This window comes from Antricoccus suffuscus (genome assembly GCF_003003235.1).
Taxonomy (GTDB): Bacteria; Actinomycetota; Actinomycetes; order Mycobacteriales; family Antricoccaceae; genus Antricoccus; species Antricoccus suffuscus.
This window is the reverse complement of record NZ_PVUE01000027.1, coordinates 1-24,057: the sequence shown is the minus strand read 5'-3', so window position 1 is coordinate 24,057 and position 24,057 is coordinate 1. Positions and strand designations below refer to the sequence as shown.

Below are 24,057 nucleotides of genomic sequence, written 5' to 3'. Positions count from 1 at the left end.
TCACACCTAGGCTGTAGCAATGGACCGGACGCTCCCCCTCTTTCCCCTGGAAGCGATCCTCTATCCCGGCACGCTTATGCCGCTGCGAATCTTCCAGCCGCGATACGTCCAGCTCCTTGAGGATTTGCAGCGAGTGCCTGGCAGCGAGTTCGGCGTCATCGGACTGCGCAGCGGCTCGAGCGCCGACCTAACCGTCCGCCCCGACACCTACGACGTGGGCTGCACCGCGACGGTGCGGATGATGCGGCGCGAGGAGGCAGGCGCGAGCGACACGTTCGCCGTCACGGTGCTGGGCCGTGAACGGTTCCGGCTGCTGGGGCTGGTGGACCAAGGTACGCCGTACGTCTGCGGCAAGGTGGAGCCGTTCGAAGACGAGCCGGCCGACCCCGCGACGCTGGACGACGTGGAGTCACTGGCCTCGGAAAATCTGGTGCTGTTTGCGAAGTATGTGCGCGGGGTGGCCGATATCCGCGGCCGGACCACGATTCCGGTGACCGAGGCCAACCTGCCCTCGGACGCGCCGTCCTTGTCATGGCTGATGGCCTCTGCCATCAAGCTGTCGCGGGCCGAGCAGCAAAAGGTCCTGGAAATCCCGAGCGACGCGTTGCGGCTGGCGCGACAACGCCGCCTGCTCACCCGCGAGCTGGCGCTGATCAGTCGCCTTGGGGCACTTCCGGTCGGTCCGGGCGATCTCCCGTCGCGGTCCGGTCAGAACTAACCGCGATCGGTGACAAAATACCGCTCATCCGTCGCGACCGCAGCCCACACCTGTGCTGTTTGGCAGCGATATCTCGTCACCGGCGCTGCCGAACCATACATTTGTAAGGTACGAAGTCATGGGCGGTGCGGTAGCGGTGCATTGCTAGCCGGCGTCGCGCCGCCGACGGCGTTTTCTTGGGCGGCGTTGAACTGAGCGATCTCGGCGCGGCGCCACAGCCCGTCGTAGCCGGAGAACATCGCCAGCACGACGTACAGCAGCGCTGCGATCACTGCGGGAAGCAGGATCATCGCCACCGAATGCAGTCGCTGGTCGATCGAGAAGACCGCGCCGAGCGTCTTGAGGTCGGTCGCGCTCGGTTTACTGGTCACCATGATCCCGACCAGCCACGCGACAAACCCGGCGAGCACTGAGCCGCCCACCGTCGTCATCAGCGCCACCAGTCCGCGCCGCGGTCCCCAACCCCATAGCCAGACGGTCAGCACAAGCGTGAGGGTCAGCAGCATCAGAAACAGTACGACGTCCCCGCCGACCTGCCACTCGGCGTTGAGATCGACGTACGCGTAACCGCCTTTAACAGTCTGAAAACGCTCGCGCGGCGCCCATAGCGCCCACGCGACGCCGGCGACGATACCGCCGAGCACGTAGAGACCGATCGCCAGCGCGAGCCGACGACCGTTTCGGCTGAGGTCGGCGCGCAGGTCAGCCACGATCTGGCCGAAGAACGACGGCTTCGCGGGACCGAGTGCGCTCTGCGGAACGGATGCACTCGGCGAGACGGGTATTTCTGGCGGCGTGGGCACAGTCATGGTCTTATCACCCTGCCACGGACCACCACAGCGGTCGGCGCCCGCCATGCTCCCGGCTCTTTGATCGGGTCGTCGGACAGCACGACGCACCGCGCGACCTGCCCTTCGCGGATAAACCCGAGCGAGCGGTCCATCCCGGCGCTTTGCGCGGCGCGGTCGGTGGCCGCACGCAACGCTCCCCACCTGCCGAGTCCGGCTTGCGCCAGCCGATCGAGCTCGCGCGGGTCGACACCAGAAACCGTCCCGGAGTTGCCAAGATCGGTGCCATATACCAGTGGTACGCCCGCCTCGACCATGGCCGCCGCGTTGTGCAGCGCCGGCCGGCCAATGCCGCCGGAGAAGAATGTCTGAAGGGTGGAGCTCACTCGGATGTCCGCGTCGGCGAGGTGGGTAATCGTGCGGGAGGGCAGTTCCTCGGTCGGCGTGTGCGCGAGCTCGTCGACCCGAGCCGACAGTGCGCGTTGCACCATCTCCACCGTCAGCGCGTGCGCGATCACCGACAGGCCATGGCCGTGCGCGGCCTCCACGATCGCCCCTGCGACCGACGGCGAGAGTGTCGGCCAGCCGTCACCTGGTTCGAGCGCGACCTTGATCAAGGACGCCCCGGCCAAGTGCATCACGCCGACGGCATCGACCGCGTGCGCGGCCGAGGTCACTTCGTACGCCGAACCGTCTGCACCCCATGACTGGCCGGGGTAACCGCCCGGCGCGGTCAGGATCGCGCCCGCGGTAATCAGCTGCGCACCGGTGCGCCGCGCCGCACCCTGCCATCGTTTGACCTTGGCTAACGGCGCGCCGAGGTCCCGCATGGCGATGACGCCGCCGGAGACCTGGGTCGCCAACGCGGTGAACTCGAGGTGCACATGGGTATCGATGATCCCGGGCCCGATCCAGTGGGTCGGTGAGCCGATGATCGGCAGCCGATCCGGGATGGTCAACTCGCCGATCGGGCCGATCCGCTCGACCTGGCCGGCGGAGTCGATCACGACCGCGCCGTCGTACGGCGTGGCGGCCCCACCGGTCCACACCTGGCCGCGCAGCACCAGTCCGCTGGCGCCACGGGCCGAGATCGGCGTGCCGAGAAACGGGCTGCGATAGGCCTCCCGGCCACGGTGCAGGAGCCGGCCGCTCACGCTCCGCCAGCCGTGCTTCATCTCTACTGCACCGTCATCTAATGGACCGCCCGCTACTGGACGAAGCCGTCGGTGCCCAGCAGGACCTTGAGGTCACCGACCAGCGCCGGCGAACGCGTGACCCGTAGCCCGTCATCGAGCTTGACTTGCGTCGTGCGCGGGCCATTGATCACCCGAAGATGCACATCGACCATGCCCGGATGCTGACGCAGGATGTCGCGCAACCGTGCCACGGTCGGCTTGGTGCACCGCAGCGCCTGTATCTGCAGCGTGACCGGGCTCGAGTCCTGCGTCGTCAAGTCCGGGATCGACAGGTCACTCACGCGTACGCGGTACTGGTCTTCACTGCTGTCCAGCCGGCCGCTGACGACGACGATCTGGTCGTCCTGGATCAGGTGACCGACCTGCTCAAAGGTGCGCGCGAAGATCAGCACCTCGACACTGCCCTCGAGATCCTCGAGCTGGGCTTTGGCCCAGAACTGGCCTTTTTGACTCATCCGGCGTTCGACCCCGGTCAGAATCCCGGCGATGGTGACGACCGCGTTTTGCTCGTACGCGCCCTCTTCTTTGATGCTCGCGATGCTGGCGTCGGCGGCCGAGGCCAGCACATGCTCGAGCCCCTGCAACGGATGATCGGAGACGTAGAGGCCGAGCATGTCGCGTTCGAATGCCAGCTTCTCGCGTTTGGCCCACTCCCCGCCAGGAATGGCGATCTCGAAGTTGGTATTGCCCAGCGGCGACTCGTCGGAGTCCTCGCCGCCCATCGCGCCGAACAGGTCGAATTGGCCGACCGCTTCCTGCTTCTTCACGTCGGCGACCGCGTCGATCGCCTCCGCGTGAATCGCGAGGAGGCCGCGGCGCGGATGGCCCAGCGAGTCGAACGCTCCGGACTTGATCAACGACTCGACGGTGTTCTTCTTGCACGCGGACTGGTCGACCTTGCGCAGGAAGTCGTGGAACGAGGTAAACGCGCCCTTCTGCTCGCGCGCCGCGGCGACCATTGTCACGACGTTGTTGCCGACACCGCGTACCGCCGCCATACCGAATCGGATGTCGGTGCCGACTGTGGTGAAGCGGGCGTTGGACTCGTTGACGTCCGGTGGGAGCACCTGGATGCCCATTCGGCGGCACTCGGCGAGGTAGATCGCCATCTTGTCCTTGGAGTCGCTGACGCTGGTCAGCAACGCGGCCATGTATTCGGCCGGGTAGTGCGCCTTGAGGTACGCCGTCCAGTAGGACACCACGCCGTACGCCGCTGAGTGAGCCTTGTTAAACGCATAGTCGGAGAACGGCAGCAGCGTGTCCCACAGTGCCTTGATAGCGGCCGCGGTATAGCCGCGGTCTGCCATGCCGGAAGAGAATTTCTCGTACTGGGCGTCCAGCTCGGACTTTTTCTTCTTACCCATCGCGCGGCGCAGAATGTCCGCCTGACCAAGGCTGTAGCCGGCGACGCTCTGCGCGATCGCCATGACCTGCTCTTGGTAGATGATCAGGCCGTACGTGTCGCCGAGCAGGTCTTGGAGCGCGTCGGCCAGCTCCGGGTGCAGCGGCTCGACCGGCTCGCGGCCGGTCTTGCGGCGCGCATACTTGTTGTGCGAGTCCGCGCCCATCGGACCCGGTCGATACAACGCGATGACCGCCGAGATGTCCTCGAAGTTGTCCGGGCGCATCGAACGCAGCAGCGCCCGCAGCGGGCCACCATCGAGCTGGAACACTCCGAGCGTGTCGCCGCGCGCGAGCAGCTCGTAGGCGCCCTTGTCGTCGAGCGGCAGCTCCTCGACCTTGACCTCTTCGCCGCGGTTGGACCTGATGTTGTCCAGTGCGTCGTCGACGATCGTGAGGTTGCGCAGCCCCAAGAAGTCCATCTTGATCAGGCCGAGATTTTCACACGTCGGATAGTCGAACTGCGTGATGATCGCGCCGTCCTGCTCGCGGCGCATCAACGGGATGATGTTGATCAACGGGTCCGAGGACATGATCACCCCGGCCGCGTGTACGCCGGTCCCCCGGCGCAGCCCCTCCAAGTCCTTGGCCGTGTCGATCACTTCGCGGTATTCGGCGTTTTCCTCGTACAACCCGCGGAACTCGCCCGCCTCGCCGTACCTGTCATGCTCCGGATCGAAGATCCCGGACAACGGCACACCCTTGCCCATGACATCCGGCGGCATCGCCTTGGTCAGAATATCGCCGACTGCATAGGGCTTATCGAGCACACGGGCGGAGTCTTTAACCGCGTTTTTAGCCTTGATGGTCTGGAAGGTGACGATTTGCGCGACCCGGTCATCGCCGTACTTACGGGTCACATAGTTGATGACCTCACCACGACGACGCTCGTCGAAGTCGATATCGAAGTCCGGCATCGAGACACGGTCCGGGTTCAAGAACCGCTCAAAAATCAGGCCATGCTGCAACGGATCAAGGTCGGTGATCCGCATCGCGTACGCCGCTATCGACCCCGCACCCGAACCACGACCCGGTCCCACCCGGATCCCGTTGTCCTTCGCCCAGTTGATGAAGTCCGCAACGACCAGGAAATACCCCGGGAAACCCATCTGCGCGATCACGCCGACCTCGTAGTCGGCCTGCTTGCGCACCGCATCCGGGATCCCCGCGGGGTACCGGTAGTGCAGCCCCTTCTCGACTTCCTTAACGAACCAGGACTCCTCGTTTTCACCCTCAGGGCACGGGTAACGCGGCATATAGTTCGCCGACTCGTTGAACGCGATCTCGCTACGCTCGGCGATTAACAACGTGTTGTCACACGCCTCGGGCATCTCCGAGAACAGCATCCGCATCTCTTCGGCGGACTTCAAATAGAACGAGTCGCCGGTGAACTGGAACCGGTTAGGGTTGCTGAGCCGGTCACCAGTCTGGATACACAACAGGGCACCGTGCGCCTTCGCGTCACCCTTGTGCGTGTAGTGCAGGTCGTTCGTCGCCAACAACGGGATCTTCAGATCCCCCGCGATATCCAGCAGGGACGTGCGATACCCCTTCTCCACCGCGAGGTTGTGATCCATCAACTCCACGAAGAAGTTCTCCGCACCGAAGATGTCCTGGAAGTCCGCGGCCGCCGCCTTCGCCTTCTCCGCCTTGCCCGCACGCAGCCACATCGGCACCTCGCCGCTGGGGCAACCGGTCGTCGCGATCAGCCCACCGTGGTACTTCTCGAGCAGGTCCCGGTCAAACCGCGGCTTGCGGTACTGCCCCTCCAGGCTCGCAAGCGACGAGAGCCGGAACAAGTTGTGCATGCCCTCGGTCGAGTACGCGAGCAGCGTCATGTGGTTGTACGCCGACCGGCCCTTGTTACCGCTGCCCTGCTCGTCGGCCTCGTCACTGGTGATCGACCCGAACTCGAACGGCACCCGGTCATGACGCGACCCCGGCGTGTAGTAGCCCTCCATGCCGATGATCGGCTTCACCCCGGCGGCGGTGATCTTGGAGTAGAAGTCATACGCACCGAACACGTTGCCGTGATCGGTCATCGCGATCGCCGGCATCCCCAACTCCGCCGCCCGCGCGCCCAACGCGCCGATCTTCGCCGCGCCATCGAGCATCGAGTATTCGGTGTGCGTGTGCAGATGCACAAACTGCTTACCTGCACTCACGTCTATTCCGATCCTTCCTGCGCCGAACCTGCCGTGGAAATCGGCTACCGCCAACATCACCATCGGGAACGTTCATTTTGACACTTCCCGCCGACAGATTGGCCGCGACCCGCTTGGCAATCTCGCCGGGCGCTGTGAATCTGGTCGATCGCGCCAATGGAACGCGCGACGACGTGCGCGCGTCTCCTCCATTTGTGATCGACAAACCCACCCTCGATGTCATGGCCGCGGCGTACGCCGCCGTGGTCGCCGAGCGCCAGATCGCCTTCGAGCGGCTGGCCGTCGCGGAAATCTGGACTGCCGACCTTGATGATCGGCAGCTACACATCGGCGACCGGACCTTCGAGGTGAGCTTCTTGGGCAGCGCCGCTGACGCCGAGGGCACCTGGCTGTGGGGCTGGGCCAACGCGGCGTTCGGTGTCGACCACGTCGCCACCGCACCCATCTCCGAGCTCGTCACCATCGGCCAGAAGTACGACGTGCCGGAACTGACCACGCCCTCGCTGCCACTGTCCGCGCTCGCCAACCCCGGCATACACGGTCCCGGTCATGGACCTGGGGACACCCTCGCGGTCGTGGCCTGCGGCCTGCTCGACGGGTCGGCCTACTACGCGGGCGAATATGAAGGTGGCACGGCATACATGCTGGTCACCGACGCGTCCGTGCCGCGTCCGCCGGTAGACGTCGCGGGACTACCGCTGCTGATTCAGTCCGCCACCGCGATGTTTCCGCATGATCATCGGCTGACCGTCGAGACCTATCTCGGCGTACACGGTATCGAGGCAACGACGTACGGCGAGTTCCTTACCGCCCATTTCGACTCCGGAGAGACGATCTCCTTCACGTTCGACGAACGCGGCGAGCTCACCGACCTCACGCGTTCATAAGTGCTTTTCGAAATGGATTTCGCTGGTGTTGGATTTGTCGTGCAGCTCGCGTACCTCGGGCAGCCTGCGGTAGCCGAGCTCGGCGTACAGTTTGTGCGCAGAGAGAAACCGCGTGTCACTCCATAGATGGACCATCGTGTTGCCCCGCTCACGAGCGGCATTCTCGATCATCTGGTTGAGGTCCTGGGCAAGCCGCCTACGACGGATCTTCTTCGAGACGTACATGCTCTTCAGCTCGTCGCGACCGGCCGTGCTCGGCTTCAGCGCGCCACAGGCGACGACTTCTCCGAGTGGGCCGCCGAGCGAATAGACCCACAGATGGCCACCGAGCCCGGCGTACGACGTGGCCGGTTTACGCAACCAGGGCTCCTCGCCGTCGACGTCCATGACACAGCCTTCGTATTCGTCGAAGCAGCCGGTGATCAGCTCGATCAGCGCATGCGAGTCGTCGTCGGTAGCGTCGCGCAAGACAGGCAACGGCTTGGACATCTCTATTAGCTCGTTACCCTCGTCATCGGACGATCCTGAGCGAGTAAACCCGTGCTCGTGCAGTAGGTCACGATCGGCCGGGAATGCCCGCAGCACCAAGTGATGCGCGCCCGCCCGCCGCGCGGAAACCTCGGCGTCGCGCAACACCGCCCGGCCCTGATGTTCGGTGATTTCGTTGAAAGCGACCGGCGGCTCGCAGAGTCGAGCGACCTTGTCCGTGACGGTGAGGTGCTGGGTTCTCATCGGTGCCTCCGGTGGCGCGCAGGTGTGGCGAGTAGTCGCCCGAGTGGAATCCCCCTGACATCAATCAGGATATGCAAGATCACTGGCGCAAGTAAGGATCCGGTCAGGATATAGAGCGCGGCTAGCACCGCGCCGAAGACCATGGTCACCGCGATTCCGGTCGGGCCTTGGTACGCGTGGGCAAGGCCGAACCCGACGACGATAACCACCGCGGCGACCGCAATCGGGAATCCTGGCGCGATTGCCGTGACCACGGCGAGGAAGAATGCTCGATAGACGAACTCCTCGGCCAGACCTGCCGACAGCGAGACGAGACCGAACAGGCGGCGTTCGGCCGACGTGCGCGGCAGCATCGCCACGACGGACGGGCCGCCCAGAGAACGGATGACCTGCTCGCGCGGCAGGCGGCGCATGGTCTCGACGGCGCGGGCGGTAGCTGCCAGCACGGCGAGTCCTGCGACCACCGTGATGCCGGTCAGGATCCAGCCCAGAAGCGTCCCTGGCAGCGCCAGGCCGAGCGCCGCCGCCGAAACTTGTGGCGCCATGATCACGGTAGCCGCGCACAGTGCCACCAGCCCCCATTCGAGGATCAGTAGTCGCGTGTAGAGCCAGCGCCGCGCGTAGCGGTCGACTTGTTCGGCGCGCTCAAACGCCCGGTGTAACGCCACCCCTACGAACGGTTCGCCGAAGTAGAGGTAGACCCCGAGGATGACGGCGGCGAGTGTCGCGTGCCCGAACGCGCTAAGCGACGTAGGCAGAATGTCGTGGTCGAGCATCGGCGCCTATTGTCCGTCCGAGCGCAGTATCTCGAGCGCCGCGGCGAGATCGGCGGGATATGGGCTCTCGAAGGTGACCCAGCGGCCGTCGGCGGGATGCGCAAAGGACAGCTGACGGGCATGGAGCCATTGACGGGTCAACCCGAGCCGTTTGGCGAGCACCGGGTCGGCGCCGTACGTGATGTCGCCAACGCAGGGATGCCGGAGGGCCGAAAAATGCACTCGAATCTGGTGCGTTCGACCGGTTTCGAGGTGGATCTGGGCAAGGCTTGCCGCAGGGAACGCTTCGATGACCTCGTAGTGCGTAACGCTGTCACGCCCACCAGCGACGACCGCGAATTTCCAGTCATGCTTAGGATGCCGGTCTATCGGCGCGTCGATCGTGCCGATGGTCGGGTCCGGATGTCCTTGCACGATAGCGTGATAGACCTTCTCGACCGTGCGTTCTTTGAATGCCGCCTTCAGAGCCGTATAGGCACGCTCGGACTTCGCCACGACCATCAGACCGGTGGTGCCGACGTCGAGCCGGTGTACGACGCCGCGCCGCTCCTCGGCCCCGCTTGTTGAGACGCGATGCCCCATCGCGACGACTCCGCCGATGACGGTGTGCCCTTCCCAACCCGGGCTCGGGTGCGCGGCCACGCCGACCGGCTTGTCGACTACGACGATGTCGTCGTCGCTGTAGATCACGCCAAGGCCGGGCACCGGTTGCGCGTCCTCAAGGGTCTGCACCGGCTTCGGATCCGGAAGCGTGACGTCGAGTAACGCCTCGGCATGCAACCGATCGGACTTGCCGACCGCCCTGCCATCGAGTTGGACCGCGCCAGACTCGACAAGTTCGGCCGCGGCAGTGCGCGACATGCCGAGCAGCCGGGCCAGACCGGCGTCGACTCGCATTCCATCGAGACCATCGGGTACCGGCAGCAGTCGCGAGCTCATCTAGCGGTCGGCCTTCCGATTGCGCGTGCCGTCCATCTCGACCCCGGCAAAGGCCAGGATGACGGCGAGCACGCCGCCGACGACGATCGCGGAGTCCGCGAGGTTGAAAATCGGCCACGTACGACCCCACGGGTCGAAAACGCTGATGAAGTCGATGACCGCGCCGCGGAACGGCCCTGGGTGCCGAAACATGCGGTCCACGAGGTTGCCCAGCGCGCCACCGAGCACGAGACCGAGGCTGATCGCCCAGCCGCGTGAATACAGCTTGCGGGCGGTCCGCACGATCACCAGGACCACGATCAGCGCAAGCAACGTGAAGACGATCGTCATCCCGGTGCCGAGCGAGAACGCCGCACCGCTGTTGCGGGCCAGGGTGAAATAGACGGCGCCGCCGAGCAGTCGCAGCGGCGGTTGGTCACTCAGGGTGGCGACGACGAGCACCTTCGTGAGGATGTCCAGCAGCAACGCCACGGCACCGACGACCAGCAAGAGCATCGTCGTACGCCGTCGAGGGGGCTCGATACCCGTTTCAGGTGGAGGTGCGTCGGTCACGTCGGCAATTATCGACGTTCTTCGCGCGCTTTGCAGTCCACACAGAGTGTCGCGGAGGGATAGGCCTGCAACCGGGCCTTCGGGATGGTCTTACCGCAGTTCTCGCACAGCCCATAGCTGCCTTCGTCGACCCGGGCCCGAGCGCGCTGCAACTGAGTGATCAGGTGCATCCGGTTATTGGCAATCGACATTTCCTGTTCCCGCTCGAACGTTTTGTTTCCCGCATCGGCGGGGTCGTCACCAGCGGTGTCGAGTCGGTTGTGCTGCAGGTCGTCAAGGGCAATCATCGCGGTGTCGTACTCGGCCTGCAGCTCCTGAAGCTGGCCATCGATCAACTTGCCGAACTCGCGCAACTCGACCTTGTTGAATGGCGTCTTCGGCTTAGCCGCGGCCTTCGTGGGTGCGGTCTTCTTGGCGGCGCTCTTCGCGGGTACGGTCTTCTTAGGTGCGGTCTTCGGGGTCTGCTTGGTGGCCGCTGTGGCCGCTGTGGCCGCGGGTTTGGTGGCTGCGGTCTTCTTGGCGGTGCCGTTGACCGCGACTTTTACCGGCGCGGCGCTTTTAGCCGCAGTCTTCTTGGTTGGTGCGGTCTTGGTTGGTGCGGTCTTCTTCGCGACCACAGACTTCGCAGGTATCTTCTTGGCCGCACGCGCACCCGACGCGGTCTTCGCTCCCGCGGACTTCTTCGCTGCCACAGTTTGACCCCTATCAGCACGTCGATGTGCGTCCCGCCACGGCCCGGACGCACATAAGTCCCCCGGACATTACGTAAACCTCGCGGCTAGGGCAATCGACCACGCCACATAAACGTCGAGCGTAGCCGATCCGCAACAATCGAAACGTCCACGGTACGCCGCCGGCGTCGCGGGCGATAAGCGCGAGATCAGCCGCCGTTTTCGCCCTGCCAGGTCGCGAGCCGACCGGCCCGGGCAATGGCATGCAGTCGGCGTTCGGTGGCCTCCCGGTCCTCCGTCGCGGACACAATCAACAACGAGTCGCCGACCCGGATCCGAGTGTCGCGCTGAGGAACGAAGCGCTTGTCACCGCGCACGATAAGGCTCACGACGCCGGTCGCCGGCAGCCGAAGTTCGCCGACGTACACACCGTGCATTCTGGAGCCGGCCGGGACGGACACCGTCAGCACCTCGGCGGCGATTTGATCCAGCGCCGAGACCTCGACGTCGACGTCTTCGGTCTCGGCCTTGCCTGCCAGCCGCAACGCCCTGGCCATCTGTGGCAGCGTCGTACCCTGCACGAGGGTGAAGATCACGACTAGCACGAAGACCATGTGCAAGATCTCGCCGGAACGCGGGATCCCGTGCGTGATCGGGATCGTCGCCACGACAATCGGTACCGCGCCGCGCAGCCCGGACCACGAGTAGAACGCCTGGTCACGGAGCGACACCCGGCTCCACAGTGAGCTGAGGAATACCGACACCGGGCGCGCGACGAACAATAAGACACCGCCGACGAGCAGCGCCGGGACGACCACGCCCGGGATTTCGGGCGGCGATACGAGCAGGCCGAGCATCACGAACAGCCCGATCTGGGCGAGCCACGCGATCGCCTCAGCGAAGGCGATCGTGGCACGTTTGTAGGGCAGCTGAGCATTGCCGAATACGACGCCGGCGACATAGACCGCCAGGAAGCCGGAGGTGTGCGCCAACGAGGCCACCGAGAACGTGAAGATCAGCAGGACGATGGCGGTGACGGCGTACAGGCCGGACGACGGCAGCGTGCCGCGACGCAACAGCTGTACGCCGACCCACGCGATGCTGAAGCCGATGATCGCGCCGACCACTAGTTCGTAGATGATCAGCAGCACGATCGCCCACCACGGATCGATCGATCGCGCCGGCACCGAGAGCACTGTGACCAGGATGACCACCGGCGCGTCGTTGAGCCCGGACTCAAGTTCCATGGTCGCGGTAATCCGCTGCGGCAGGCGCAGGCGGCGCAATACCGAAAACACGGCGGCGGCGTCCGTCGAGGAGACGATTGCGCCGATGACCAGTGCGACCTGCCACCCGAATCCGAGCACGACGACCAAGAACGTCGCCATGATCCCGACGCTGACAAAGACGCCTAACGTCGAGAGCAGGACGCTCTGGGTCAGCTGCGGACGCACCTCGTGCCACCTAGTGGTGAGCCCGCCCTCGCCGAGGATGATCGCCAGCGCGACGGTGCCGAGCGAGTTGGCGAGGTGGAAGTCCTCGAACTGCACGCCGAGGCCGGACTCTCCAACCAGTACGCCGATACCTAGATAAAGCAGCAGCGACGGCAGCCCGATCTGCGATGAGAACCGGATCGCGAGGATGGCTACGAGCAGCACCGACGTACTCACCAGCAGCGTCAGCGCAAGGACCATCACAAGCCAAATCCGACATCAACGCACGGCGGTCGTGCGTGCTTAACACAGTATTGACGATCGATCGGGCCGGCTCACCAGAAGGTAGTAGAGAGATGTCTGGGCATCCATTGCTATGGGCACGCCGTGCAACCGCTAGAATAAAGACGGTGTTGATGGGACGAGTAGCCCGATCAGCCGCCCCAACGAGCGAGCCAGCGACGGTGTGAGTCTGGCGGGTCGGCCGAGCGAAGATCACCCGGAACCGTCGGAAGAAACCGCGACGAGCGGGACTAGAACCGGCAAGGCCGCTTAAACGCGGTCGCTAACGAGCGGACCGCCGCGCATGCGTAGGTCAACGAGGGTGGTACCGCGGCCACACGTCGTCCCTCGATCGAAACGATCGATCGCAATAAGGACGCACACGATGAGCAAGCTGCAACCCCTCCCAGGACGAGTCGACCTGCCCGCCTTGGATCATGAGGTCCTTCAGCAGTGGGATTCAGAGGACGTCTTCGCCCGCTCCGTCGCTAAGAACGACGGCGGCAAGCCGTGGGTCTTCTACGAGGGACCGCCGACGGCCAACGGTATGCCCGGCGTCCATCACGTCGAGGCACGCGTCTTCAAGGATCTCTACCCACGGTTCCGCACCATGCGTGGCTACTCCGTTCCGCGCCGCGCCGGTTGGGACTGCCACGGTCTGCCGGTCGAGATCGCGGTCGAAAAGGAGCTCGGCTTCAACGGTAAGCCCGACATCGAGAAGTACGGCATCGGGCCGTTCAACGACAAGTGCCGCGAGTCCGTGCAGCGCAACGTCGGCGAGTTCACCGCGCTCACCAAGCGGATGGGTTACTGGACCGACATCGAACACGCCTACTGGACGATGAACCCGGACTATGTGCAGTCCGTCTGGTGGTCGCTCAAACAGATATTCGATGACGGGCTGCTCGTCAAGGATCACCGGATCACGCCGTACTGCCCGCGCTGCGGGACCGGGCTCTCCGACCACGAGGTGTCGCAGGGCTACGAGACGGTCGTCGACCCGTCGGTGTACGTGCGGCTGCCGCTGCTGACCGCGCCGAGCGAGATAGAGGACGCGGATCTGCTGGTGTGGACCACGACGCCGTGGACACTGGTCTCTAACACGGCCGTTGCGGTACACCCCGACGTGGAGTACGTCGTGGCGCGCGCGGCCGACTGGTCCGCCGACGTCCGGTCGGTCGTGGTCGCGAAGCCACTTCTAGCCGCCGTACTCGGTGAAGGCGCGACCGTATTGTCGTCGCTGCCGGGTCGTGACTTGGAGCGATCGACGTACCAACGCCCGTTCGAGCTCGTGCAGTGGCCGACCCGCGAGGACGGCAGCCGCGAAGACGGGCATTTCGTCGTACTGGCCGACTACGTCACCACCGAGGACGGCACCGGGCTGGTGCACCAGTCCCCCGCGTTCGGCGCCGAGGATTTGCAGGTGTGCCGCGCCTACGGGCTACCGGTGGTCAATCCGGTGCGCGCAGACGGCACCTTCGAGGCGGAGCTGCCGCTGGTCGGCGGTGTCTTTTTCAAGACCGCGGACAAGGCGCTTATGGCGGATCTTCGCGAGCGCGGGATCCTGTTCAAGGCGCTCGAGTACGAGCACCCCTACCCGCATTGCTGGCGTTGTCACACCGCGCTGCTCTACTATGCGCTGCCCTCCTGGTACATCCGCACGACCGAGCGCAAGTCCAACCTGCTGCGCGAGAACGACGCGACCGACTGGCATCCTGAGACGGTCAAGCACGGCCGGTACGGCGACTGGCTCAACAACAACATCGACTGGGCGCTGTCTCGAGATCGCTACTGGGGGACGCCGCTGCCGATCTGGATCAACGACCAGGACGAGAACAACCGGATCTGTGTCGGGTCGCTCAAGGAACTCTCCCAGTACGTCGGCCAGGACGTCACCGACGTCGATCCACACCGCCCCTACATCGACGACATCACCTTCGAGGTCCCCGGTACGCCGGGCGTGTTCCGCCGGGTACCGCAGGTCATCGACGCGTGGTATGACTCCGGCTCGATGCCGTTCGCGCAGCTGGGCTACCCGCATCGTGAGGGGTCGGTCTCGGAGTTCGAGCGCACCTACCCCGCCGACTACATTTGCGAGGCGATCGACCAGACCCGCGGCTGGTTCTACTCGCTGATGGCAGTCGGCACGATGGTCTTCGACAAATCGTCGTACAAGTCGGTGCTGTGCCTCGGGCACATCGTCGACCAGGACGGCCGCAAGATGAGCAAGCACCTGGGCAACATCGTCAAGCCGATCCCGCTGATGGAAAAGCACGGCGCGGATGGCCTGCGCTGGCTGATGCTCTGTGTCGGCAACCCGTCGGCGACCCGCCGCGTCGGTGACGAGCTGATCAGCGAGGTGGTGCGCAAGGTCCTACTGACCTACTGGAACACCGCCTCCTTCCTGAGCCTGTACGCCGACGCCAACGACGTCGACCTCGCCACCCTGGATGCGCCCGCGCCGGCGCAGCGCTCATCGTTGGACCGTTGGCTTCTGAGCGAACTGCACAGCACGATCGTCGAGGTGCAGGAGTCGCTGGAGGTCTTCGACTCGCCGCGCGCGGGACGCCGGATCACGACGTTTATCGACGACCTTTCCAACTGGTATGTCCGCCGTTCACGGCGTCGCTTCTGGGTCGGCGACCCGGCCGCGCTCGCCACCCTCACCGAGGCGATCACGTCGCTCACGCTTGTCATGGCACCGTTCGTACCATTCATCACCGACAAGGTCTGGCACACGATCGTGAAATCCGCTGACCCCAAAGCCGCGGACTCGGTCCACCTCGCGGATTGGCCGGTCGCCGACGAGTCTCTCATCGACCCGCAGCTGTCGGCCGATGTGGCACAGGTACGCCGATTGGTCGACCTGGGGCGCTCGGCCCGAACCGCGTCCAAGGTGCGCACCCGCCAGCCGCTGGCACGCGCGCTCGTCGGCGCGAGCGGCTTCGCGCGGCTCGGCGAGGAGCTGCGTAGCGAAGTCGCGGATGAGCTCAACGTGCTGTCACTCGAGTCGCTCACCGCGAGCGAGGGCGAACTGGTGACCGTCACGGCCAAGGCCAACTTCCGATCGCTCGGTAAAAAGCTCGGCAAACAGGTGCAAGACGCGGCCAAGCAGATCGCCGCGGCCGATCCAGCCGCCCTGGCCGCCGACGTACGCTCCGGCACCGCGACCGTGCAGATCGACGGCGCGCCGTTCACGTTGGACGACGAGGACGTCATCATCACCGAGACGCCGCAGGAAGGATGGGCGGTGCACACCGAGTCCGGTGAAAGTGTCGCCCTCGACCTAGCGTTGACCCCGGAACTCGAGGCCGCCGGCCGGGCGCGCGAAGCGGTGCGGCTGATCCAGGACGCCCGCAAGAACGCCGGACTCGAGGTCACCGACCGGATCACGCTGACCTGGCGCGCGGATGACGCCTCGGTGGCGGCCGCGCTGGTCGAGCACGAGGGTCGGATCGCCGACGAGGTGTTGGCGACCGGCGTTCAGCGCGGCGCGCTCGACCGCGACCCGGACGGCCAGGACGATCACCTCGCGGTGTGGGTCGAACGCCGCTGAGCTCACGCAAAAGGAGCGGTACCCGAGACCGGGTACCGCTCCTTTTGCGTGTGGATCTAGTTAGTTCTTCTCGTCTTCGGACTTGTCCGACGAGGCGGGCTTCTGCGCGTCGCTCGAGCCGACGAAACCGCTGACCTTCGTCGATCCGCCCTGGTCCTGCGCGCTGTGAGCGCCCGCACCGTCGCCAGCGATCCCGCCGGCAGGCTCCAGCGCCGGGAGATCCTCGATCTCCTTGAGCTGGCTGGACAGGTAGCCCTGGATGCGCGTGCGGTAGGCCGTCTCGAAGCTGTGCAACGACTCGATCCGCCGCTCGAGGCTGCTCTTGCGCTCCTCGAGAGCGCGCAGGATATCGGCCTTCTTCTGCTCGGCCGCCTGAGCGAGCTGCTCGGCCTTGGTCTGCGCGTCCTTCTCGGTCGCGGCCGCCTTGGACTGCGACTCCGCGAGCAGCGCTGCCGCCGACGTACGTGCCTCGGTCACGTGCTTCTCGGCTTCTGCCTTCGCATCGCCGATCCGCTTGCTGTGCTCTTCCTCGGCCTTTGTGCGCAGCGACTCCGCGTGCGTCTTCGCGTCGGACAGGTGCTTGTCCGCCTCACTCTTTGCCTCGCTGAGGTGCCGATCCGCGGTCTCAGTAGCCAACGCGAGAATTCGCGATGCCTTCTCGTGATCGCCCACCGGGCTCGATGCTGGCGCCGCCGGCGCAGGCTGCGCCGCCGCTGCCGCTGGGGCTTCTTGCTGCGCAGGTTCCTGCGGGGACGGCGCCTGGGGTGCGCCATTCTGCGTGTCGGCGCCGGGCTCTTCGTCGCGAGCATTCTGCGCGAGTGTCGCGTACTGCCCCGTCGCGGACGACGAGGAGTAGTTTTCACTGTCGTCGACGGCGTTGCTCTTGTGGAGTGCGGCGTACTGGCCGGTGCTGGAGGACGCAGACGAAGCCGCGGACCCGCCCGCGCGGGATTCGAGATCGGCTACCTGGTTGCGCAGGTCGGCGTTCTCCTCAATGAGGCGTGCGAGTTCGGCTTCGACGAGGTCAAGGAACGCATCCACTTCCTCGTCGTCGTAACCGCGCTTGCCAATAGGCGGTTTCTTAAACGCCACATTGTGCACGTCTGCGGGTGTCAACGGCATTACTTATATCCTTTTCGTAACGGGTAACTCGCCTGGCGCGCGCTCGGCACTAGCCGGTCACGCGCAGGAGAATGTAAACCACAATCACAAGAACCATAAACCCTAGGTCCAGGCTCACCCCACCTAAGGGCACGGGCTTGATGAGTTTACGCAACAACTTTAGCGGTGGATCGGTCACCGTATACACAGTTTCGACGCCCATTGCCGCTGCGCCTGACGGGCGCCAGCGCTTGGCGAACATTCGCACGTAGTCCAGGACCAGGCGACCCAATAGGAATACGAGGAACAAATAGAGCAGTGTGTGCACCACTGCCAGTACGACGTCCATCCCTCCATTGTCCATGGTTCGAGCGCGCGGCGGTGGCACCACACGTCGGGGGTGACTTCAAATACATCTCCGTCACATCACGCCGCACAGCAGCAGTTCCCAAGAGAGTCGAGATCGCGCACACTGATCAGATGACCGTCTATACCGAGCACGGCGAAAAGTGGGTGCGTGCTTACGTCGGTGAGACCGCCGTTGTCGACAGTCGCGCGCCGATGATCTTCAAAGAACCAGCGTTCCCGATCCCCTGGTATGCCTTCACGGGCGCCGACATCCGCCGCGATCTCCTACGTCCCGCGGTTGGCGCGCCGCCCACAGAGCCGTCTTTCTTCCTGCCTCGCGGGCCAGTCGCCCAATGGTTTGATCTTGAGATCGAGGGTCGTGTCGTCCCGCACGCGGCATGGATACGCGACGATCCGGCGCTGCGAGACCGCTATATCTTCAGCTGGCAGCCCGGTGTACTCGACCGTTGGATGGAGGAAGACGAAGAGGTCCGCGGTCACCCTCGTGATCCCCGCAAAAGAGTCGAGGCAATCGCGAGCAGCCGGCGGATCGAGATCTCGGCCAACGGGCGCGCTCTCGCCAGAAGCGCCAGGCCGGTCTTGTTGTTCGAGACCGACCTGCCGATACGTTTCTATCTGCCGCGCGAGGATGTCGATTTCGCGGCCTTGACCGCGAGCACGAACAGTAGCCACTGCCCGTACAAAGGCGACGCCGACCAATACTGGGACGCCGGCGAGTTGAGAAATGTCGCGTGGTCATATTCCGCGCCGTACCGAGCGGTAGGGAATATCGCGGGGATGGTGGCGTTTTACAACGAGATCGTGGATGTCACGATCGACGGCGTACCGCAGGCCCGGCCCGATTCGGTGTTCAGCGATCCGGCCAACCGTCCAAATTAGGAGCATCTATGCCCGACACTGCCAAGCGCATCCGGCTCGAGCCCAAGACCGCGCACCTCACGGTGCGTGTCGGCGACGTCGTCCTCGCCGACACGCAAAATCCGGTGCTGTTGCATGAGACCGGATGCCCGGTCCGCTACTACCTTCCCCGCGAGGACGTCAACTTCGACACGCTCACGCCCAACTCCAACCGCACACACTGCCCGTACAAAGGCGACGCGGACCAGTACTGGGACGCGGGCGACCTGCAGAACGTCGCCTGGGCGTATTCCGCGCCGTACGACGAGATCAGCGACATCACCGGCAACGTCGCGTTTTACAACGAGATCGTAGACATCACGATCGACGGCGTACCGCAAGAGCGTCCGTAGGTGCCGGCGGCTAAACCGCGAGTCCTGTACGTCACCGATCTGGGATACGACGCGAGAGGCCGCGTCTACCACGCGGAAGACATCGACCTCTCCGCGCGGCTGCGGCCAGACTTCACGATCGCCCTGTGCCACCCGCACGACGTCGAGACCCTCATGCCGGCCTTCGACGCCGTCGTCGTACGTAATAGCGGACCCGTCATGGGCTTCCAGCGCGAGTACGACGACTTCCGAGCGGCCGCAATCAGGTCCGGTGCGCTCATCTTCAACTCGCTCGACGGGCGCGGCGACATGGCGGGCAAACAGTACCTGCTCGATCTCACCGTCGCCGGCTATCGCGTCATCCCGACGATTGAGCGGGCCGCGGATCTCGACCGACTGCCGGAAGTCGCCGAGTACGTCGTCAAGCCGAAAGACGGCGCGGACTCGCACGGGCTCGAGTTCGTGACGCTGGAAGGACTCCAAGATGTCGCCGACGGCGTACTCATCCAGCCGCGTATCGACTTCGACTACGAAGTGTCGTTCTACTACGTGGACGACCACTTTCAGTACGCGCTCTACGCGCCGGATACCGAACACCGCTGGAAGTTGCAGCGCTACGAGCCCACGTCTGCCGACCTCAAGTTCGCGAGCCGGTTCGTCGAGTGGAACACGCTGACCCACGGCATTACTCGCGTTGATGCGTGTCGTGCACCGGACGGATCGCTCTTACTGGTCGAGCTCGAAGACCTCAATCCGTATTTGTCTCTGGAGGTCTTGGACCCGCAGACCCGGGATGACTTCGTAGCGGCGATGGGTACGTCGCTCCGCTCTCTGCTCGCCAGCGGCCAGTAGGCCAGCGGCATTTGCGGCTCTGGCCGTTTCGGGTGCGGGCTGGCTACAGTGACCGCATGGATCTGGTCGAATTCACGCCTACTGCCGATCAATACGCATATACCTTCGGCGGCGTCCGGCCCATCATGAGAGTCAAGCCCGGCACCGCGCTACGGCTGTGGTCGGACGACGCGTTCGGCGGCAAGCTGCGCTCGGTGGATGACGTCTCAAGTGACAAAGTCGACCTGCGTTACGTCAATCCGCAGACCGGTCCGTTCTGGGTGGAGGGCGCCGAGCCGGGTGACACTCTCGCGCTGCATGTGGTCGCGCTCGAACCGGCCCGCGACTGGGGCGCGTCGGCAGCAATGCCGTTCTTCGGCGGGCTGACCAGCACCGACCGGTTCGCGACGCTGCAGGATCATCTGCCTGACACCACGTGGATTTACGAGGTCGACCGGTCTCGCGGCACGGTCGGGTTCGCCGCACGACACAGCGATCACCAGATCGAGCTCCCCCTTGCGCCGATGCTCGGCACAGTCGGAGTCGCACCTGCGGGCGGCGAGGCGCGCAGCTCGCTCGTGCCCGACCGGTTCGGCGGCAACATGGATACGCCGGAGCTGCGGGCCGGGGTCACCATCTTCCTCGGCGTCAACGTGGAGGGCGCCCTGTTTTCGATCGGCGATGGACACTACCGGCAGGGCGAGGGCGAGTCATGCGGTACGGCGGTGGAAGGCGCGATGACGACGACGCTGATCGTCGAGCTGATCAAAGGCGGCGGACCCGGCTGGCCACGGATCGAGTCAGATACGCACGTCATGACCATCGGCTCGAGCCGGCCGATGGAGGACTCCTGGCGGATCGCCAACGTCGACCTCGTGCACTGGGTCTCAGAGCTGACCGGATTACACACCATGGACTCGTACCAACTGTGCTCGCAGATCACCGAGGCGCCGATCGCAAACGTGGTTGACGCCAACTACAGCGTCGCGGCCAAGGTAGCCAAGGATCTGCTCCCCCGCGCGACTGCACCGTACGGCGGCCTGCACGAGGACCTGCGCACGAGAGGCGCCACGTTAGGCATTTAAGCCGAGAAAGCAGCTCTGCAACGCTCTACAACGAAAGACGGGGAATCTCATGGATCTGCAGCTCACTGGCGCGAAGGTATTGGTCAGTGGAGGCACGCGAGGAATCGGGCGGGCGATCGTCGAGGCATTCCTCGACGAGGGCGCGGTCGTCGGATTCTGCGCTCGCACCGCCGCGGAGGTAGCGGCGACCGAGACCGACTTGGAGTCCCGCGGCAACGTGACCGGAACGGTTGTCGACGTCGGCGACGAGGCCGCGTTGACGGACTGGGTGAATGCGTCTGCGGAGAAGTTCGGCGGGCTCGACGCGGTTGTTGCGAGCGTCAGCGCGCTCGCGATTCCCGACATTCCGGAGAACTGGGTTACGAGCATCAACGTCGACCTCATGCACACCGTCCGGATGGCGACGGCCGCGTTGCCGCACCTCGAACAGAGCGACAATCCTTCTATTACGGCGATTTCGAGCGTGTCTGGGCGCGAGTCCGATTTTGCGTCTGGCCCCTACGGTACGGCGAAGACCGCGATCGTCGGATACATCCACGGGCTGGCGTTGCAGCTGGCGGAGAAGGGAATTCGCGCCAACACCGTCTCCCCCGGCAACACGTATTTCGAGGGCGGCGTGTGGTCCAACATCGAAACCGGCGACCCCGGTCTGTTCTCGACGGCGATGGAACTCAACCCGACAGGCAAGATGGGCACGCCTGCGCAGGTCGCCGCGCCTGTCGTATTTCTCGCCAGCCGCGTGTCCAGCAGGATCAGCGGCACCAACCTCGTCGTTGACGGTGCGCTTACTCGCGGAATTCAGCTGTAGATCGGAACTACTGCGTCGCGCTGGCGAGCGTCGCAATACCAAACGCGGCTAGTACGCCGGCGCTGGTCCGTTCCAGAGCTTTGGTCACCTTTGGCCGGCGTAGCCATGCCACGGCCCGGTTGGCCACGAGTGACAGTGCCACGAGATACAGCGCCGCGCACAACGCGCTAATCGCGCCAAGCAACATAGTGGACATGAAGTGTGCGTGTCCGGCCGGCAGAAACTGCGGCACGACTGCGATGAAAAAGAGTCCGACCTTCGGGTTGAGCGACGTAGACATGAAACCCGCACCGAGCGCCGGGAAAAGCGAACGACGCTCCACCGCCATGACGTCCTTGGCGAGGCCACCCGCTCTGCGCAAGCGGATCAATGCCACGACTCCGAGATACAACAAGTAGATCCCACCGGCGATCTTGACGATCCGGTACGCCGTAGCGGACTGTTCCATCAGGGCGGCGAGACCGAGTCCGATCGCTGCCGCCCACAGCAGGTAACCCATGCTGGAGCCGATGCCGGCCGCGATACCGGCTCGCACATCACGCAACGCATACCGCAAGATCAGAAACGTGTCCGGTCCTGGAGTGATGTTGAGCAGCAGACACAGCAGGACGAAGCTCAGTAAGGCGTTCCAAGTCACTCACTAAGTCTGCGGGTCGGGCGTGCTCCTTGGCAATCGGTGAGACGGTGATCCTGCCAACCCGTCGCGCATCGGTACCCCTCGCTGCATCGACACCACACGGGGAATCTGGAATCCACGAGATCTCAACGCGACCTTGTCGATCCTCAGTTCGCCAGATGGACCGTCTGATGCCAGATGCATGGCGCAACAATCGTGCTCCCTGCCAATCCTCGCGAACGACCCGATCGTGAACGTCTGCAAGCACGGTTCGACCTCTTCCGCACTATTTAACTCATTAACGGACGCGCCCACCGTCGGCGAGTCCGTGCCTCACGCTGGTCTGCTCCCGGGTTGGGTGACGGCGCGCCGGCATCACGGCGGTATCCTCCTGGGTTTCGGCGTGGTCGAGACGAGCCGCAAAGCACTGCTGTGTAGGAGAACAATGGGCATTCGCGGTCGGCGGAAAGTGTCGGTGCGTCGGGCTAGCGTCGAGGCCAGAAGACCCATCCACCGTGGTGTCGAGAACCGGTGCCGCGGCAATCCGAACAGGAGCCACCCATGCCTACCGGACCCGAGTACGCCGCACCCGAACGGTCCACCGAGCCCAGCCAGCCCGACGCGGTCGTCGAAGCTGACCCGAATGACCGGCTGCGTGATGCCGTCGATGCCGTCACCGGCCACACCGAACCCGACCATGACCACGACCACGGGGACGACCGCGACCACGGGGACGAGGGTGACCAGGATGAGCGGAGGTCGCTACCGACGTTCCTGACTCCTATCGAGGACCCTGAAGCGACCTACGACTACGCCCTCGCCGCGAAAATCACCGCCGGCGCGCACATCATGGCGACCACGACCGCGCAATGGATCCGGTTGATCGCCGAGTTCGACGAACGCGGCGGCGCGTTATCGTATTTCGGTATCAACAGCACCGCGCATTTCTTATCCGTGTACTGCAGCACCGGGACCAGTACCGCCCGAGAACACGTCCGCGTCGCGCGGTCCCTGGCGCTGATGCCACTCCTCGGCGCGGCATTCGACGCCGGCCGCCTGTCCTACTCCAAAGTGCGTGAATGCGCCCGGATCGCCGGGCAAGTCGACGAACGGGTCCTGTTGGAATACGCCGAAGCGCTGTCCGCGGCCCAACTGGAGGCGAGTATCCGCACGTTTCGCCGGACCCGCCGCGACCGCCTACAGGCAGAACAACTCCGCACCGCGTCCTGGTCGACCAGTCACGACGGCACGATCACGCTACGCGCGGTACTGCCGGCCGAGGACGGCGCGCGCGTGGTCGCGGCACTGGAGAAAGCCCTGGACTACCTGAACAGTCCCACCCACGCCGCGGACGTGCGCGGCGAACAGGCCAGGCAGAACCCTCCCACGGGAGCACCCGACGGTGCCGCGGACGATCGGTGCGCTCCGGCCGGAACACCGAGCACAACCGACCCCGAGTCGCAGACACGGTCCGAGTCGGAATCGGACTCGGATACGCGGTCGGAGCCGTTGGCGTTCACTCGCGCGGATGCGTTATTAGAAGTCGCCGCGTCCTACCTCGATCACGCGCCGCGTGATCATTCCGGCGCCGACCGCGACCTGGTCGTGGTCCACGTCGGCGCATCGGTGCTCGCGACACCATTACCGACCAGCCCCGACTCCCACGCTCCCACCGGAGCGCAACCCGACCAGAGTGTTCCCGCCGGAGCGGAACCCGACGATAGTGTTCCCGCCGGAGCGGAACCCGACGATAGTGTTCCCGCCGGAGCGTTATCGGACTCCAACGCTCCCGCCGGAGCGCTACCGGGTAGTGCGTTGCAAGTCACTGATCCGCAGGTATGCGCCATCGGCGGGGTCGGGTCGGTCAGTCCCGCGACCGCGCAACGACTCGCGTGTGACGCGATGATCCAGACCATCACCTA

The 24,057-nt window shown here is 64.8% G+C and carries 20 protein-coding genes and 1 pseudogene; 9 read left to right on the top strand and 12 right to left on the bottom strand.

What is annotated here, in order from left to right; all coding sequences use genetic code 11:
- Positions 1–19: 19 nt before the first annotated feature.
- Positions 20–718: an LON peptidase substrate-binding domain-containing protein gene (locus CLV47_RS20470; protein ID WP_106350985.1), complete on the top strand. Its 699-nt coding sequence runs from the start codon at positions 20–22 to the stop codon at positions 716–718.
- A 116-nt stretch (positions 719–834) separates the two neighbouring features.
- Here the strand turns inward: CLV47_RS20470 and CLV47_RS20465 are convergent, their stop codons facing one another.
- From CLV47_RS20465 to dnaE, 3 genes are read right to left on the bottom strand one after another with little or no spacing between them, the layout of a single operon-like run.
- Positions 835–1,527 carry a hypothetical protein gene (locus CLV47_RS20465; protein WP_106350984.1) on the bottom strand — a complete coding sequence of 231 codons (693 nt, stop codon included), beginning with the start codon at positions 1,525–1,527 and terminating at the stop codon, positions 835–837.
- Positions 1,524–2,660: an amidohydrolase family protein gene (locus tag CLV47_RS20460; protein ID WP_170111188.1), complete on the bottom strand. Its 1,137-nt coding sequence runs from the start codon at positions 2,658–2,660 to the stop codon at positions 1,524–1,526. The genes CLV47_RS20465 and CLV47_RS20460 overlap by 4 nt, the downstream gene beginning before the upstream one ends.
- A gap of 53 nt (positions 2,661–2,713) precedes the next feature.
- The gene (gene dnaE / locus CLV47_RS20455) at positions 2,714–6,268 is read right to left on the bottom strand and encodes a DNA polymerase III subunit alpha (protein ID WP_238145538.1); all 3,555 of its coding nucleotides are present in this window, start codon (positions 6,266–6,268) and stop codon (positions 2,714–2,716) included.
- A gap of 194 nt (positions 6,269–6,462) precedes the next feature.
- Here dnaE and CLV47_RS20450 point away from each other — a divergent pair, with 194 nt between their 5' ends.
- Positions 6,463–7,155 (top strand): DUF6882 domain-containing protein, encoded by a 693-nt coding sequence (locus CLV47_RS20450; protein WP_146135473.1) that lies wholly within the window; start codon positions 6,463–6,465, stop codon positions 7,153–7,155.
- Here CLV47_RS20450 and CLV47_RS20445 read toward each other — a convergent pair.
- From CLV47_RS20445 to CLV47_RS20415, 6 genes are all read right to left on the bottom strand, one after another.
- Positions 7,150–7,887, bottom strand: coding sequence for a GNAT family N-acetyltransferase (locus CLV47_RS20445; RefSeq protein ID WP_106350981.1), 738 nt, complete (start codon positions 7,885–7,887; stop codon positions 7,150–7,152). The two genes, CLV47_RS20450 and CLV47_RS20445, sit on opposite strands and share 6 nt — an antisense overlap.
- Complete coding sequence (locus CLV47_RS20440; protein WP_106350980.1) at positions 7,884–8,663, bottom strand: CPBP family intramembrane glutamic endopeptidase; 780 nt, start codon at positions 8,661–8,663, stop codon at positions 7,884–7,886. Before CLV47_RS20440 ends, CLV47_RS20445 begins: the two co-directional genes overlap by 4 nt.
- A gap of 6 nt (positions 8,664–8,669) precedes the next feature.
- On the bottom strand, positions 8,670–9,602 hold the full coding sequence (locus CLV47_RS20435; RefSeq protein ID WP_106350979.1) for an RluA family pseudouridine synthase: 933 nt from the start codon (positions 9,600–9,602) through the stop codon (positions 8,670–8,672).
- On the bottom strand, positions 9,603–10,154 hold the full coding sequence (gene lspA / locus CLV47_RS20430) for a signal peptidase II (protein WP_238145537.1): 552 nt from the start codon (positions 10,152–10,154) through the stop codon (positions 9,603–9,605).
- An 8-nt stretch (positions 10,155–10,162) separates the two neighbouring features.
- Positions 10,163–10,846 (bottom strand): TraR/DksA C4-type zinc finger protein, encoded by a 684-nt coding sequence (locus CLV47_RS22185; protein WP_170111187.1) that lies wholly within the window; start codon positions 10,844–10,846, stop codon positions 10,163–10,165.
- A 188-nt stretch (positions 10,847–11,034) separates the two neighbouring features.
- A complete protein-coding gene (locus CLV47_RS20415) occupies positions 11,035–12,519 on the bottom strand; it encodes a potassium/proton antiporter (RefSeq protein WP_106350976.1) in 1,485 nt (494 codons plus the stop codon).
- Between the two features lie 406 nt (positions 12,520–12,925).
- Between CLV47_RS20415 and ileS the strand changes: the two genes are divergently transcribed.
- Entirely contained in the window at positions 12,926–16,096 is a 3,171-nt protein-coding gene (gene ileS, locus CLV47_RS20410) for an isoleucine--tRNA ligase (RefSeq protein ID WP_106350975.1), read from the top strand.
- A 60-nt stretch (positions 16,097–16,156) separates the two neighbouring features.
- On the opposite strand, the gene CLV47_RS22370 is transcribed toward ileS, so the two are convergent.
- The gene (locus CLV47_RS22370) at positions 16,157–17,218 is read right to left on the bottom strand and encodes a DivIVA domain-containing protein (RefSeq protein WP_106350974.1); all 1,062 of its coding nucleotides are present in this window, start codon (positions 17,216–17,218) and stop codon (positions 16,157–16,159) included.
- Positions 17,219–17,267: 49 nt separating this feature from the next.
- Positions 17,268–17,546, bottom strand: a complete 279-nt coding sequence (locus CLV47_RS20400; protein WP_106351002.1) for a YggT family protein — start codon at positions 17,544–17,546, stop codon at positions 17,268–17,270.
- 131 nt (positions 17,547–17,677) lie between these two features.
- Here CLV47_RS20400 and CLV47_RS20395 point away from each other — a divergent pair, with 131 nt between their 5' ends.
- The 5 genes from CLV47_RS20395 to CLV47_RS20375 are packed head-to-tail and all read left to right on the top strand — an operon-like array spanning position 17,678 to position 21,519.
- Entirely contained in the window at positions 17,678–18,445 is a 768-nt protein-coding gene (locus tag CLV47_RS20395; RefSeq protein ID WP_106351001.1) for a DUF427 domain-containing protein, read from the top strand.
- Between the two features lie 8 nt (positions 18,446–18,453).
- Positions 18,454–18,816, top strand: coding sequence for a DUF427 domain-containing protein (locus CLV47_RS20390; RefSeq protein ID WP_106350973.1), 363 nt, complete (start codon positions 18,454–18,456; stop codon positions 18,814–18,816).
- Positions 18,817–19,647 (top strand): ATP-grasp domain-containing protein, encoded by an 831-nt coding sequence (locus CLV47_RS20385; protein WP_106350972.1) that lies wholly within the window; start codon positions 18,817–18,819, stop codon positions 19,645–19,647. It abuts the gene before it with no gap.
- Positions 19,648–19,703: 56 nt separating this feature from the next.
- The gene (locus CLV47_RS20380; RefSeq protein WP_106350971.1) at positions 19,704–20,711 is read left to right on the top strand and encodes an acetamidase/formamidase family protein; all 1,008 of its coding nucleotides are present in this window, start codon (positions 19,704–19,706) and stop codon (positions 20,709–20,711) included.
- Between the two features lie 49 nt (positions 20,712–20,760).
- The gene (locus tag CLV47_RS20375; protein ID WP_106350970.1) at positions 20,761–21,519 is read left to right on the top strand and encodes an SDR family NAD(P)-dependent oxidoreductase; all 759 of its coding nucleotides are present in this window, start codon (positions 20,761–20,763) and stop codon (positions 21,517–21,519) included.
- A gap of 7 nt (positions 21,520–21,526) precedes the next feature.
- On the opposite strand, the gene CLV47_RS20370 is transcribed toward CLV47_RS20375, so the two are convergent.
- The gene (locus tag CLV47_RS20370) at positions 21,527–22,156 is read right to left on the bottom strand and encodes a LysE family translocator (protein WP_106350969.1); all 630 of its coding nucleotides are present in this window, start codon (positions 22,154–22,156) and stop codon (positions 21,527–21,529) included.
- A 540-nt stretch (positions 22,157–22,696) separates the two neighbouring features.
- Here CLV47_RS20370 and CLV47_RS20365 point away from each other — a divergent pair.
- Positions 22,697–24,057, top strand: a pseudogene (locus tag CLV47_RS20365) (DUF222 domain-containing protein); the annotation flags it as partial.

Bases quoted from the DNA above. Each gene is read 5' to 3' on its own strand.
- CLV47_RS20470 (WP_106350985.1), top strand. From the start codon at position 20: ATGGACCGGACGCTCCCCCTCTTTCCCCTGGAAGCGATCCTCTATCCC.
- CLV47_RS20465 (WP_106350984.1), bottom strand. From the start codon at position 1,527: ATGACTGTGCCCACGCCGCCAGAAATACCCGTCTCGCCGAGTGCATCC.
- CLV47_RS20445 (WP_106350981.1), bottom strand. From the start codon at position 7,887: ATGAGAACCCAGCACCTCACCGTCACGGACAAGGTCGCTCGACTCTGC.
- CLV47_RS20440 (WP_106350980.1), bottom strand. From the start codon at position 8,663: ATGCTCGACCACGACATTCTGCCTACGTCGCTTAGCGCGTTCGGGCAC.
- CLV47_RS20435 (WP_106350979.1), bottom strand. From the start codon at position 9,602: ATGAGCTCGCGACTGCTGCCGGTACCCGATGGTCTCGATGGAATGCGA.
- CLV47_RS20415 (WP_106350976.1), bottom strand. From the start codon at position 12,519: ATGGTCCTTGCGCTGACGCTGCTGGTGAGTACGTCGGTGCTGCTCGTA.
- ileS (WP_106350975.1), top strand. From the start codon at position 12,926: ATGAGCAAGCTGCAACCCCTCCCAGGACGAGTCGACCTGCCCGCCTTG.
- CLV47_RS22370 (WP_106350974.1), bottom strand. From the start codon at position 17,218: ATGCCGTTGACACCCGCAGACGTGCACAATGTGGCGTTTAAGAAACCG.
- CLV47_RS20400 (WP_106351002.1), bottom strand. From the start codon at position 17,546: ATGGACGTCGTACTGGCAGTGGTGCACACACTGCTCTATTTGTTCCTC.
- CLV47_RS20395 (WP_106351001.1), top strand. From the start codon at position 17,678: ATGACCGTCTATACCGAGCACGGCGAAAAGTGGGTGCGTGCTTACGTC.
- CLV47_RS20390 (WP_106350973.1), top strand. From the start codon at position 18,454: ATGCCCGACACTGCCAAGCGCATCCGGCTCGAGCCCAAGACCGCGCAC.
- CLV47_RS20380 (WP_106350971.1), top strand. From the start codon at position 19,704: ATGGATCTGGTCGAATTCACGCCTACTGCCGATCAATACGCATATACC.
- CLV47_RS20375 (WP_106350970.1), top strand. From the start codon at position 20,761: ATGGATCTGCAGCTCACTGGCGCGAAGGTATTGGTCAGTGGAGGCACG.